Raw genomic sequence first — 11707 nt, 5'->3', positions numbered from 1 at the left:
AGGGGGTCAGAGCCGGTGCACGAGGTCGGCGGTGCCGTCCGGGTGCCGGCCGAGCAGCAGGAACAGCACGGTGCGTTCGTCGGTGCCGGACAGGCCGAGGGCGGCGTCCATGGCGACGTTGTCGAAGCCGAGCACCGCGCCGCAGCCGATCCGTTGGGCGGTGGCCGCGCAGTAGCCGCGCTGGGCGACGGCGCCGATCTCGGCGTTGAGCAGCCGGTAGCCGCGCGGGCCGACGGCGTCGAGCACCGCGTCGAGCCGGCCGGAGATGGCCAGCACGGCGCCGACCTGCCCCATCGTGTAGTTGGTGAGGAAGTACTGCTGTTGCAGGAAGGCGGACATGTCGCCGTCGGGTTCGGCTCCGGCGGGCAGCAGCGCGTGCCGGCGGGGGCAGTAGCCGTAGGTGCCGGCGGCGAGGCCGTCGACGTGGTTCGCGAACACCCACAGCCTGGTGAGGGGCGGCGCGTCGGCGGGCAGCCCGGCGTCGGCGGGGTGGTGCCGCCCGGCGGCGGCGAAGGCGAGGGTGGTGCCCAGTTCGGCGGCGGTCAGGTCGGGGGGCCGGCGGAACCGGCCGAAGCTGCTGGACCGGGTGGCGAGCACCGTCGACAGGGGACGGTCCAGCCGTTGCAGCAGCGGCGCGGGCAGGGGCACGGGCTCGCCGGGCAGGTCGCGGGGCGCGGCCGCGGCCAGCGCCTCCGGCGCGGGGACGGCCGGGGCAGCCGCCGCCCGGTGCACGGCGGTCACCGCCGGGAACTCCCGCAGCGTGCGGGACCGCTCGAACGCCGGGTACCGGACCGGGACGTCCGGGCTCCGTCCGGCCGGTGGGGCCGGCGCGGCGCCGGCCCAGGTCAGGGGTACGACCGCGAAGGCGCTCTCCCGGTCGCCGTCGAGGCCGAGCAGGCGGTCCACCGGCGCCGGGTCGAAGCCGAGCAGCCGGGGCAGGGGTACGCCGAGGGCGCGCGCCAGCAGGTCCCAGGAGCCGAGCAGGGCGCCGAGATCCTGGGTGACCACGTGGTAGCAGAAGCTGTTGTACTTGAAGGAGTTCTTCCAGAACCGGATGGTGGCGACCAGGAAGCTGTCCGCCTCGGCGCCGGTGGCGGCGCGGATCCGGTCGCCGGCGTCGCCGAGCAGCAGCCGTTCCAGCACGTGCGGGCCGGTGCCGTAGTGGTAGATGCCGGGCAGCAGCGGCGCGGACCCGCCGGCCACGAGGTAGATCTCGACCGGGTACATGCCGCCGCCGGAGGCGGTGCCGCGGCCCCAGACGGCGTGCTCGAAGTGCGCCCGCTTGGCCAGGTCCTGGTTCCAGTTCACGGTGAGCCGCCGGTCGAGCACCCCGTACGACAGGCGCAGCAGCGCCGACAGGGCGGGCAGCGACCAGCCTTCGGCCGGCGGCAGGTTCTCGCCGGTGAACAGGTCCCGCAGGGTGGGCAGGGCAGGCAGGTCGGCGGGCAGCGGCACCCGCGGTGCGGCCGGGTAGCTGGTGTGCCGGGAGGGCTGGTCGATCCAGTCCACCTCGTAGTTCAGCGGTTCCATGGGGACCCGCGCCCGGCGGAACACCGCCTCGGCGTACTCCCGGACGACCTGGACGGCCTCCTGCTGCATCGCGGTGCTCCTAGGGGAAGGGGTGCGGGTGGGGGTTGCGGCCGGTGGCGCCGAGCCGGTCGGGTCCGTGGGTGCCGCGGGCCAGGTGCCGTTCGAGGCGGTCGCTCCACAGCACCCGCTGGCGCTGCCAGCCGAAGTCGATGGGGACCAGGGCGGGCGCCACCACGGCCATGGTGTGCACGCCGGCGACCTCCTGTTCGGGGCAGGTCTGGTCGACGGCGACGACGTCCCCGCCGAGCCCGGCGATCAGGCCGCACAGGTACTCCATGTCGGCGCGCAGGTCGTCGTGGGTCGGCCGGGCCGCGAGCCAGTCCCCGTACAGGTCGGTCATCGAGCGCAGCGGCGGGTCGTCGAAGAGGAAGGCGGCGTGGCGGGTCATCTCCGGCAGCCCGTAGAGCAGGGCGTGATGGCTCAGCTCGGTGACCAACGTGTAGTCGCGGGTCATCGCCCGCAGCTCCGGTTCGCTGGCGGCGACGCGCTCGTCGAAGCCGGGCACGTAGGAGGCGGTCTCGCAGACGGCCGCGCGGACCGCGTCGTCGGGGTCGAGGCTGGCGCCGGCGGCGAAGCACAGCTGGCCGAGCCCGTCGCCGCGCTTCACCGCGGCCGCGGTCACCACGGGCACGGGCAGGTCGGCCCGGGTGTCGAACAGCCGGATGTCGTAGCCGAGCAGGTCGACCCGGTCGAGCATGAAGTGCACCCGCTCGTCGCGGCAGGTCGCCGGGTCGATCTCGGCGAGCCGGGCGGAGCCGTACCAGGCGAGCAGGAACGCGTCCCGCTCGACGAGTTCGAGCATGCCGTGCAGCAGCGCCTCCTCGGGGCAGCTGCCGCTGGCGCAGCCGTTGGAGCACTCCTGGACGAACTTGCGGTGGTTGGTGCGCCGGTCCAGGTAGTACACGAGCTGTTCGGGCACCAGCCGCGGCACCTTGTCCCGCAGCGACCAGCCCCAGACCCAGGGCATCGGCGCATTCGGCGCGTACGGCTCGTAGTAGAGGCCGTGTCCCTGGTAGAACGCCGGGTGGTAGCCCAGCCCGGCGGGGTCCAGGGCGTCCGGGGCCAGGTTGGCGTAGCTGTCGACGACGTCGGTCCGCCGCGTGCGGGGGAACTGGCCGGCGTAGCGTTCCAGCCCTTCCAGCAGGGCGTAGGTTTCACTGCTGCCGTAGCTGTTGGCGTGCCCGCTCCACCACATCTCGTGCAGGTCGTAGCGGCTGCGGATGCGGAAGTAGCCGGTCACCGGCGCGGTGGCCGTGGCGTTGTACGCGCGCAGCGCCCCGCCGCCCAGGGCGCCGGCCACCGGGTTCGCCAGCGCCGTCACCGGCAGGTCCAGCTCGCCGGCCGCACGCAGCCGGTAGGAGGTCGGATCCGGCTTGGGCCGGCGGGTGAGCGGGATGACCGCGGCCTCGGCGGTGTCGGCCGGGGCGGTGGCGCAGGCCGGGCACTCGGAGTCGGCGAGCACCGGCACGACCGTGGTCTCCAGGGTGTCCATGCGCAGCTGCCACAGCCGCCCGACACCGGGCCGCTCGGCGCGGGAGCGGGCGGCGTCGCGCAGGAGCTGCCACAGCGTGTCGACCGCGAACGGGGTCAGGTGGGGCAGCGCGGCCACCGTGCCGACGCGGGCCTGGTGTTCCAGGGCGTGCCGCTCGTCGCGCACCCGGATGGCCTGCCACCGGCGCTGGACGCACAGCGGGCAGGGGCCCGGCGGGGCGCCCGTCCAGAGTGGCCCGACGAGCGCGGTCGCGCCGTGCAACCAGATCGGCACCACCGTGCCGGTCAGGCCGTCCCCGCCGTCGGCGTACGCGTCGGTGAGGCCCAGGGCGGCGATGCGGACGGTGACGCCGTCGAGCGGCGCGTCGGTGCCGGCCGGCTGCCGCGCGCGATCCTGGAATCGCTCGTGGAACGCCTCGCCGAGCTGTTTGAGGCTGCTGTCCCACCCGGTGGAGGTGGTCCGGACGTCGACGATCATGCGGTTCACCCTGTCTGCGGTCGCGGGGCTGGGGTGGCCGGTGCCCCGCCGGCGTGGCTCGCCGGCGGGGACGGCGGGACGGCGGCGGGTCAGCCGCCGCCGCATCCGGTGCTGGTGCTGCTGCTGCAGCAGCTCGACGTGCTGCAACTGCAGCAGCTGGAGCAGGAGCAGCTGGAGCTGGACCAGTCCATGACCATCGCGTCGACGGCGTCGACGTCCTCGATCTCGAACGTCTCCGTCTCCAGCGCGCGCAGTTCCTCGGTCAGTTCCGGCATTTCCTTCCACCTCCCCTCTGGCGGTCAGGGCGCGCGGCGCCGGGCGGCCGTCCGGAGCGACCGGCGGCGCCGTCGCTCAGCTGGTGCTGCTGCAACTCGACGAGGTGCAGCTGCAACAACTGGACGTGCTGCAGCTGGAACAGCTCGACGTGCTCGTGCTGCTGCTGCAGATGTCCATGAGCTCGGCGGACAGATCAGCGATGTCCTCGATCTCGAACGTCTCGGTCTGCAGGTCGCGCAGTTCGCTGCGGACCGAGTCGGGCAGTACGCCGGATGTCGGGGGTTGTGTGGGCACAGGCCTCTCCTTGAGCCGCGTTCGAGCCGGTCGTCGGTGGTCCGCCCGCACCACCACGGTGGCTGCGGAGGCACGCAGGGGCTACTCGCCGGCGTCGGCCGGCGGCGGATGGTGCGTCATTCGATGCGGCGTCCCACCGGGGACCGGAGTCGTCAGCGTCGGGGGCAACCCCGTTGGGCCGGTCAGCCGCAGCTGGAGGTGCTGGTGCTGGTGCTGCAGCAGCTCGACGTGCTGCAGCTGCAGCAGCTCGAGCAGGAGCAGCTGGAGCTGGTGGCGGCGAGCGCCTCGCCGCCGTCCTCGACCTCCTCGATCTCGAAGGTCTCGGTCTCCAGCTCGCGGAGCTCGTCGTTCAGGGTGATCGGCATGTTGTCACCTCCTCTCGTGGTGCGTGCCTCGCCGAAACCACTGACGTGGTGGTTCAGTCGGCCGCCGGGGCGGGCCGGCGCAGCAGGACGACGCCGCTGCGGAAGGCCCCGGTGGCCCGGATGTCCCGGGTCGTCGTCTCGACCAGCAGGGCGCTCATCCCCCGCCGGGCCAGCGCGGCCAGCACGGCCGCGCGGTCGGTCGGCGTGGCCGCCGTTGCGGCCGGGGCGGCGGCGGCGGTGAGCACCGCCGGGTCGAAGTCGCGCAGCACCGGGTCGCCCAGGTCGGCGGCGGCGCCCTCGAAGTGCCGCACCTGCACCCGCCCAACCGCGTCGCGGACCGCCGCCAGGCGGGTCGCCACCGGGTCGTACCCGCCGGCCAGGGCCCAGTCCGGGTCGCCGCCGCCGGGTGGTTCGGCGACGGCGAGCACGGCGTGCGCCGGGGCGGCCCCGCCCAGGGTGTAGACCGACAGCCGGCGGCCGAACCGGTGGGCGGCCTTGACCACGAACGCGGTGTCGTCGTCGCCGACCAGGTCTTCCTCGGTGACCGGGCATACCTCGGCCTGCCCGCGCAGCGCGTCGATCAGCGCCCGGTAGGCCAGCGCGTCGGCCAGCCCCCGGTCGACGACCTCGTCGAGGGAGCCACCAGCGGCGGCGCCGGCCACCGTGGGCTCGGCCCAGCCCTCGGCGTTGAACCCGGAGGTGGGCAACGCCAGCGCGGCCGGCACCCGCACCGACCCGGTCCCGTCCAGCACGGTGGCCGCCAGCCAGCGGGTGCGCCGCCGGTCGTCGGCCGGCGGCGCCCCGGTCGGGGCCAGCTCCGACCAGGGCACCGGCTCCTCGCCCCGCGCGCGCAGCTCTGCCGCCGAGGCGGTGAGCGCCGCGGCCGGGTCCGCGTGGCGGGCGGCGTGGTCACGGACCGCCACACGGTACGCGGCGAGCCGGGCGCCCATCACGGTGTGCACGTCGAAGGCGGTCACCTCGCGCGGGCCGCGCCGGCCGGGCAGCCGCAGCCGGGCCGTCTTCAGCGGCGCCTGCTCCAGCGGGTCGTCGACGAACCGGGTGAACACTCCGGCGTTCGGCGTGACGAGGGCCTCGGCCCGCTGGTAGGTCTCCTCGTCGGTGCCGTCCGCCGGCCCCGGGTCGGCCACGTCGACCTCGCGGCAGACCGGGCAGGCCGGGTACGGCAGCACCCGCTCCCGGGTGGACTCCAGCGTGGCCGTGTCGAGCAGCAGCACCCCGCCGCCGGTGTCCGGGACGAACGCCCCGGTGAACGCCCGGAACACCTCGAAGGCGGCGGCGTTGCCGAGCATCCGGGCGGTCACCTCGGGCAGGGCCGCGGTGGTGTCGCCGCCGACGGCGAGCTGACGCCAGAACTCGGCCGCGGTCGCCGGGTCGGTGCCGGCCGCGAGCCGGAGCTGGGCGCAGTGCCAGCACGGCGCCTGCCCGGCGGGGACGGTCGGGCCGACCACGGCGCGTTCGTCGGCCCAGTGCACCGGCACGAGCAGCGGCCCGTCCCGGTGGCAGTCGCGGGCCAGGGCGGCGAGGCGGGCCAGGCCGTCCGGGCCGGTGCAGCAGACCACCGCGTCGACCGCGCGCAGGTCGGGCGCACCCTCGTGGCAGCGCACCTCCGCCGGCAGGCCGTCGGCGCGCAGGTCGGCCAGCTCGGGCGCCAGGGCTTCGGCGTACCGGTCGGGGTCGTCGTCGGGGTGCAGGTCGAGGCGGACGCAGCCGTTGCGCAGCAGGCCGCTCGCCGCGGCCAGCAGGGCCTCTCCCCCGCCGCAGAGCGCCACCCGGGCGGCGTGGAAGCGCTGGAACCGGCCGGTGGGGTCGTCGGCGAAGTGGTCGACGAACTCGATCTGGGCGGCGAAGCGGCGGGCCAGCGGCTCGGGCAGGGCGGTGCGGTCTCCCGCGTCCTTGGCGAAGCCGCGGTCGAGCAGGGCGCGGACCAGGGTGAGCACGGTCTGCCGCTGGCCCGGGTCGAGGGCGGCGGTGAGCTGGGCGAGGGTGTGCTCCCCGGTCAGGTAGGGGCTGAGCGAGGTCAGCCAGCGGAACGCCGACCGGCCCTTGATCAGGAAGGCGCTGTCGGGACCGCGCAGATAGGCGCCGGCCGGGGCGTCCAGGAACACCACGTCGTGCCGCAACTTGGGTCGCATTTCCAGGCTGGTTGCACCGTCCGGCGGCTGGCTCATCCGACCCCCCATGACAACGACCACGGCCAGTTCGAAAGCGTCTTCATGCTGCCCAAGGTCAAGTCTTTCGTCAACAGATTGTTTCGGGAGAGGTAGTGACGGAAGCAGATTTCAGTGCATTGAGCTGCGGCTAAGACAAAAACGTCCGCCGGCCGTCAAGGCGGCCCTACCGGACCCGATCGATCTTCGGTACTCTGTGCGCGTCGTCACTCCGCCGCAGGTCAGAGGCTTGAACGCCCACCGCTGGGCGCCGCCTCTGACGGCTGGAGCGCGACAACGCGGCGCCCACACTCCACCTCGGACCCGCCTTAAGCAGCGCTAAGTCCAGGCGACGAAATAAAAACCCCGGAGTGCAGTCGGGAATGTGAAGGAAACCGAGATGAACTCGAAGGGAAATCCGACCGTCGACCCTGCGGCGCGGCATCGCACGATTGCGGTGGCACGTTGAGGAATGACCGTTTTGCCATTGAAATTCATCAAGTGACCAAACGCTATCCCGGTGGGATCACCGCAGTGGACGGCCTTGACCTGCGGGTGCACGAGGGCGAGGTGCTCGGCTTCCTGGGCCCCAACGGCGCGGGCAAGACCACCACCATGCGCATGCTCGTCGGCCTGGTCCGGCCGACCAGCGGCCGCATCGAGGTGCTGGGCCGGCCGCCGGGCACCCCGGAACAGCTCGCCCGGGTGGGCGCCCTCATCGAGTCGCCGGCGTTCTATCCGCACCTGTCCGGCCGCGACAACCTGCGCCTGGCCGCCCGGTACGCGGGCGTGCCGGAGCGGGCCGCCGACCGGGTGCTGGCCGAGGTGCACCTGACCGACCGGGCCGGCTCGCCGTTCCGGACGTACTCGCTGGGCATGAAGCAGCGGCTGGGCGTGGCCGCCGCCCTGCTCAAGGAGCCCAACCTGCTCATCCTGGACGAGCCCACCAACGGCCTCGACCCGGCCGGGGTGACCGACATCCGGGAGCTGCTGCGCGCGCTCGGCCGGCGCGGCCGCACCGTGCTGCTGTCCAGTCACGTCCTCGGCGAGGTCGAACAGATCTGCGACCGCATCGTGGTCATCGACGCCGGGCGGCTGGTCGCCGACGGCACGCCCGACGAGCTGCGCGGATCGCTCGGCCAGGCGGTGCTGGTCATCGACGCCGACCCGGCGGACCGGGCAGCCGACTGCCTGCGCGGCCACGACGGGGTCCGGTCGGTGGAGCTCGTCGACGGTCGACTGCGGGTCACCACCGACCCGGCCCTGGCCGCGACCCTGAACCGCCGGCTCGTCGAGGCCGGGATCGACGTGCGGGAACTGCGCCCGGTGCGGCACTCGCTGGAGGAGGCGTTCCTGACCTTGACCGCGCCCGCGCGACCGCCGATGGCCGAGGAGCGGACCGGCCGGCAGGAGCCGGCAACCACGACGGGAGGCCTCCGATGATGGCAGCGGTGCGGGCGGCCTGGTTCGCCGACCGGAAGCGCCCGGCCGTGTGGACGGTGACGGCCACCTGGCTCGCCCTCGCGCTCGTCTTCGGCATCGGGGTGCCCTACCTCGTGCACCTGGCGCTGGCCGGTGACCCCAAGGAAGCGTCGTCGGCCGAGTCACTGCTGGCCGCCGTGCTCCCCGGCCAGCTCGTACCCACCGGGATCGGTCTGTTCCCCCTGTTCGGGGGCGCCATCCTGGTGATCCTCGGCGCGCTCGTGGTGGGCAACGAGTACCGCTGGGGCACCTGGAACCTGGTGTTCACCCAGCGGCCACGCCGGGCGCAGGTGATGGCCGGGCAGGCCGTCGTCCTGTGCGGCCTGACCCTGCTGATCGCGGTGCTGACCTTCGCCCTGCTGGCGCTGACCACCGGCGCGCTGGCCGCCGCCGAGGGACGGGCCGCCGACTGGCCGTCGGCCGGCCGGCTCGCCGCGGCGGCGACCGGCGCCTGGCTCATCTGCACCGCCCACGCCGCCCTCGGCTGGTTCCTCGCCATCGCGTTCCGCAGCGCCACCACGGCCATCGCCGTCGGTCTGATCTGGACGCTGGTCCTGGAGAACGCGGTCAGCGCGCTCGCCCTCGCACTGAGCCCCCTGACCGTGGTGCAGAAGGTGCTGCTGGCACCGAGTTCCGGCGCGCTGGCCGGGGCGCTGGGCGCGCGGTCCCAGTTCGACGGGGGCACACCCGGGGTGCTGGAGTCCTCGAACGCGCTGGTGCCGACCCTGGTCCTGCTGGGCTACGTTCTCATCATGTTCGCGGCGGGCGGCTGGCTGGCCGCGCGGCGGGACGTCGGCTGACCGAGCGGGAGGAGACGTCGAGATGGAATTCCTGCTCGCCTTCGCGGTGACCGGCCTGGCGGCGTCCGGCGGGTGGATCGCCTGGGCCGCCGTCCGCGGCTGGTCGCGCGCCCGGGACCGGCGGCACGAGCTGCGGCTGGCCCGCGCCCGGTCGGCGGCGGACATCCGGCGCGCCGAACTCGCCGCCGAGGTCCGCGAGATCGAACTCGCGAACGAGACCTACCAGGACTTCGTCCGCCGCCATCCCGAGCGGTGACCGGCCCCGCCAGGCGGGCTTCCTGATCTGGTCAGGCACCAGCGGCCAGGCGCTGGGCCTGCCCGCGGTGCAGATCGCCCACCCACTCCCAGCCGGGCCTGGCCGAAGGGCCGATTCGCGGGTCGTCGGGCTCGCGGCCGTCACCCAGGGCGAGCACGTACGCCCGGTCCCGCTCGATCCGCTCGTGCGCCTGACCGGCTCCGCCGACCGACCCGTGGCCGGGGACGACGACATCGACATCGGCCGCCACACCCTCCAGCAGCCGCAGTGCGGCCAGGTAGTCCTCGATCGGGTTGGCGGCGCCCTCCAGGTCGAGCATCGGGACCAGGACGTCGGAGAGCATGTCGCCGGCGACGAGAACCCCGAGCTCCTCGACGAACAGTGCCGCGTGGCCCGGTGCGTGCGCCTGATGCTCGATGATCCGGACCCCGGGGCCGTCCCAGGGAATCCGTGCCGTCCCGGTGGGCAGGGCGGTGATGAGGCCGTACCCGTCCAGCGGGACCTGCCCGGCGATCTCCGTCTCGGCCAGATGTTCGGTGATCCGGGCCTTCACGTCCGGGTCGGACAGCTGTTCCTGGACGGCGGCCGCGCAGCGGGCCGTGCCGTAACGGGGCGCCTCGCCGAGCTGTGCGTGCCAGAGCAGGTGATCCCAGTGCGGATGCGTCGAGAAGCCCGCCACGACGGGCCGGCCCGACGCGGACAGGTCGTTCGCGAGGCAGGCCAGTTCGTGCCCCTGCAACCCGGGGTCGATGAGCAACACGCCGGCGCGGCCGTGCACGACGACGGTGTGGCTCTGGAGGAATGCGCTCTCGTGAACCAGCACGCCGTCCGCGACCTGCCTCAGCACGAGCTCGCCTCCCGGATGGCGTAGTGATGCATCGTGACGCCCTGCCTGAACGATCGCTGCTCGAGCAGGTCGAGCTCGATCGGCCGGCCCCAGTCGTCGAACAGCGGCCGGCCGAAGCCGAGGATCGCCGGGTGGGTGAAGAGCAGCAGCTCGTCGAGAAGCCCCGCCCGGAGCAGCTGCGTGGCGAGCGCCGCGCCGCCCACGCCGAGGGTGCCGTCGGTCTCCGCCTTGAGGGCGGCCAGTTGCTCGATCGCGTCGTCCCCGCCGATGATCCGGGTGCCGTGGCCGGCGCTGTGCCGGGTGCGGGAGACGAGCACCTTGGGCGCGGAGGTCCAGATCTCGCCGTACTCGCGCATGAAGTCCGGCAGCGACGCATCCTCGCGCGCCCGCGGCCAGTACTCCTCCATCGTCTCGTAGATGACCCGGCCCTGGACCATGCCCGCGAGCGCCCGGGCCCGGGCGTTGAACTCCCGGTGCAACTCCTCGTCGATGCGCAGCCACTCGCCGGCACCGTCGTCTCCGGGAACTTGCTCGATCCGCAGGTCGAGGGACACGTTCATCCAGTACAGGAAGCGGCCCATCGTCCCCTCCTCCCGCTAGTGATTGCGGTTTGCAACCACTATATTGAGGGTCACGTGCCTGTCAAGGAGGAGTCGTGGAGCCACGATCCGGGTGTCCGATCAACGCGGCCGTCGAGGTGCTCGGAGACCGCTGGGCGCTGCTCGTGCTCCGCGACGTCATCTTCGGCGACCGCCGCCACTTCCGGGCGCTGCTCACCGGGTCGATCGAGGGCATCGCCTCGAACATCCTCGCCGACCGCCTCGTGCGGCTCGTCGAGGCGGGGATCCTCACCCGAGGCACCGCGGCGCGCGGGCAGCGTGCCCGCTACAGCCTCACCGAAGCCGGCATCCAGACCCTTCCGGTCCTCTACGCGCTCGGCAACTGGGGCCTCGACTGGCGCCCGGGCACCGAGGAGCTCCAGATCCGGCAGCGGATCATGCGCGAGGCGGGCCCGGCGTTCATCGAGGAGCTCATGGACGAGCTGCGGGTGCGCCACCTGGACGCCCCGCCGAAGCTCCACGATGGCCCGGACCCCCTCGAACGCCTCAACGCCGCCTGCGCCGCCGAACAGGAACGCCGCCGGTTGACGCCGCCGGATGGCCCGGCATAGTCAGTTCTCGGACGCCCCGGCCGCAGAGGCGTTCATCACGTGTTCTTGCAGCGTCCGTCGCTTGAGCTCCTCCAGGGCAGCCTGTCCACCCCGCTCCAGGTCCGCGACGGGCGTGCTGCTCGCATCCGTCACCGGCAGATGCCGCCGGCCCCAGATGCCCAGGCTGACCACGACATCGAGCAGGTCAATACCCACGGGCGTCAGGCTGTACACGGCCATCTGCCGGTGGTTCGGATGGCCGTGTCGCGCCAGCACGCCGGCTTCGACCAGCCGCGCGAGCCGGTCCGAGAGCACTGTGCTCGAGATGCCCTCGTCGGACTGCAACAGCTCGCGGAAGCGTCGCTTTCCGGTGAACGCGAGATCCCTCACGATCAGCAGGCTCCACCGGTCGCCGACAACCTCCAACGCCTGGCTGATCGGGCACAGGGACCGCTGCGTCAGGGACATACCACGCCTCCAAACCGATTGCTTTTTCCTACCAGTCAGCAT

The 11707-nt window shown here is 73.4% G+C and carries 13 protein-coding genes; 4 read left to right on the top strand and 9 right to left on the bottom strand.

The features are described from left to right. Positions 1–6: 6 nt before the first annotated feature. The 6 genes from GA0070214_RS10170 to GA0070214_RS10145 form a co-directional block, all read right to left on the bottom strand. Positions 7–1599 carry a SagB family peptide dehydrogenase gene (locus tag GA0070214_RS10170; protein ID WP_091261730.1) on the bottom strand — a complete coding sequence of 531 codons (1593 nt, stop codon included), beginning with the start codon at positions 1597–1599 and terminating at the stop codon, positions 7–9. 10 nt (positions 1600–1609) lie between these two features. Beyond that, positions 1610–3559 (bottom strand): TOMM precursor leader peptide-binding protein, encoded by a 1950-nt coding sequence (locus GA0070214_RS10165; RefSeq protein ID WP_167364223.1) that lies wholly within the window; start codon positions 3557–3559, stop codon positions 1610–1612. 89 nt (positions 3560–3648) lie between these two features. Further along, positions 3649–3834 (bottom strand): thiazolylpeptide-type bacteriocin, encoded by a 186-nt coding sequence (locus GA0070214_RS10160; RefSeq protein ID WP_088993326.1) that lies wholly within the window; start codon positions 3832–3834, stop codon positions 3649–3651. A 76-nt stretch (positions 3835–3910) separates the two neighbouring features. Beyond that, positions 3911–4129 (bottom strand): thiazolylpeptide-type bacteriocin, encoded by a 219-nt coding sequence (locus GA0070214_RS10155; protein ID WP_225853738.1) that lies wholly within the window; start codon positions 4127–4129, stop codon positions 3911–3913. A 182-nt stretch (positions 4130–4311) separates the two neighbouring features. Next, on the bottom strand, positions 4312–4494 hold the full coding sequence (locus tag GA0070214_RS10150; RefSeq protein WP_046564715.1) for a hypothetical protein: 183 nt from the start codon (positions 4492–4494) through the stop codon (positions 4312–4314). Positions 4495–4547: 53 nt separating this feature from the next. After that, positions 4548–6647, bottom strand: a complete 2100-nt coding sequence (locus GA0070214_RS10145) for a TOMM precursor leader peptide-binding protein (protein ID WP_139141786.1) — start codon at positions 6645–6647, stop codon at positions 4548–4550. 549 nt (positions 6648–7196) lie between these two features. Here GA0070214_RS10145 and GA0070214_RS10140 point away from each other — a divergent pair. The 3 genes from GA0070214_RS10140 to GA0070214_RS10130 are packed head-to-tail and all read left to right on the top strand — an operon-like array spanning position 7197 to position 9200. Continuing rightward, entirely contained in the window at positions 7197–8105 is a 909-nt protein-coding gene (locus tag GA0070214_RS10140) for an ABC transporter ATP-binding protein (RefSeq protein ID WP_244167633.1), read from the top strand. Continuing rightward, positions 8102–8944, top strand: a complete 843-nt coding sequence (locus GA0070214_RS10135) for an ABC transporter permease (protein WP_139141785.1) — start codon at positions 8102–8104, stop codon at positions 8942–8944. Before GA0070214_RS10140 ends, GA0070214_RS10135 begins: the two co-directional genes overlap by 4 nt. A 22-nt stretch (positions 8945–8966) precedes the next feature. Continuing rightward, positions 8967–9200 carry a hypothetical protein gene (locus GA0070214_RS10130; RefSeq protein ID WP_091261725.1) on the top strand — a complete coding sequence of 78 codons (234 nt, stop codon included), beginning with the start codon at positions 8967–8969 and terminating at the stop codon, positions 9198–9200. Positions 9201–9231: 31 nt separating this feature from the next. Here GA0070214_RS10130 and GA0070214_RS10125 read toward each other — a convergent pair whose 3' ends face one another. Both GA0070214_RS10125 and GA0070214_RS10120 read right to left on the bottom strand, forming a co-directional pair. Beyond that, on the bottom strand, positions 9232–10047 hold the full coding sequence (locus tag GA0070214_RS10125; protein ID WP_091261724.1) for an MBL fold metallo-hydrolase: 816 nt from the start codon (positions 10045–10047) through the stop codon (positions 9232–9234). After that, positions 10041–10628, bottom strand: a complete 588-nt coding sequence (locus GA0070214_RS10120; RefSeq protein WP_091261723.1) for a dihydrofolate reductase family protein — start codon at positions 10626–10628, stop codon at positions 10041–10043. The genes GA0070214_RS10125 and GA0070214_RS10120 overlap by 7 nt, the downstream gene beginning before the upstream one ends. A 74-nt stretch (positions 10629–10702) precedes the next feature. Between GA0070214_RS10120 and GA0070214_RS10115 the strand changes: the two genes are divergently transcribed. Next, complete coding sequence (locus tag GA0070214_RS10115; RefSeq protein WP_091261722.1) at positions 10703–11218, top strand: winged helix-turn-helix transcriptional regulator; 516 nt, start codon at positions 10703–10705, stop codon at positions 11216–11218. On the opposite strand, the gene GA0070214_RS10110 is transcribed toward GA0070214_RS10115, so the two are convergent. Further along, positions 11219–11665 carry a winged helix-turn-helix transcriptional regulator gene (locus tag GA0070214_RS10110; RefSeq protein WP_091261721.1) on the bottom strand — a complete coding sequence of 149 codons (447 nt, stop codon included), beginning with the start codon at positions 11663–11665 and terminating at the stop codon, positions 11219–11221. It lies immediately after the preceding gene. Positions 11666–11707 lie beyond the last annotated feature (42 nt).

Source organism: Micromonospora chaiyaphumensis (assembly GCF_900091435.1).
GTDB classification, from domain to species: Bacteria; Actinomycetota; Actinomycetes; order Mycobacteriales; family Micromonosporaceae; genus Micromonospora; species Micromonospora chaiyaphumensis.
Note: the sequence above shows the minus strand (reverse complement) of the source record. Positions and strands in the feature narration are given on the sequence as shown.

Excerpts from the sequence above, each read along its gene's own strand:
- GA0070214_RS10170 (WP_091261730.1), bottom strand. The coding sequence starts at position 1,599 with ATGCAGCAGGAGGCCGTCCAGGTCGTCCGGGAGTACGCCGAGGCGGTG.
- GA0070214_RS10165 (WP_167364223.1), bottom strand. The coding sequence starts at position 3,559 with ATGATCGTCGACGTCCGGACCACCTCCACCGGGTGGGACAGCAGCCTC.
- GA0070214_RS10160 (WP_088993326.1), bottom strand. The coding sequence starts at position 3,834 with ATGCCGGAACTGACCGAGGAACTGCGCGCGCTGGAGACGGAGACGTTC.
- GA0070214_RS10150 (WP_046564715.1), bottom strand. The coding sequence starts at position 4,494 with ATGCCGATCACCCTGAACGACGAGCTCCGCGAGCTGGAGACCGAGACC.
- GA0070214_RS10145 (WP_139141786.1), bottom strand. The coding sequence starts at position 6,647 with ATGCGACCCAAGTTGCGGCACGACGTGGTGTTCCTGGACGCCCCGGCC.
- GA0070214_RS10135 (WP_139141785.1), top strand. The coding sequence starts at position 8,102 with ATGATGGCAGCGGTGCGGGCGGCCTGGTTCGCCGACCGGAAGCGCCCG.
- GA0070214_RS10130 (WP_091261725.1), top strand. The coding sequence starts at position 8,967 with ATGGAATTCCTGCTCGCCTTCGCGGTGACCGGCCTGGCGGCGTCCGGC.
- GA0070214_RS10120 (WP_091261723.1), bottom strand. The coding sequence starts at position 10,628 with ATGGGCCGCTTCCTGTACTGGATGAACGTGTCCCTCGACCTGCGGATC.
- GA0070214_RS10110 (WP_091261721.1), bottom strand. The coding sequence starts at position 11,665 with ATGTCCCTGACGCAGCGGTCCCTGTGCCCGATCAGCCAGGCGTTGGAG.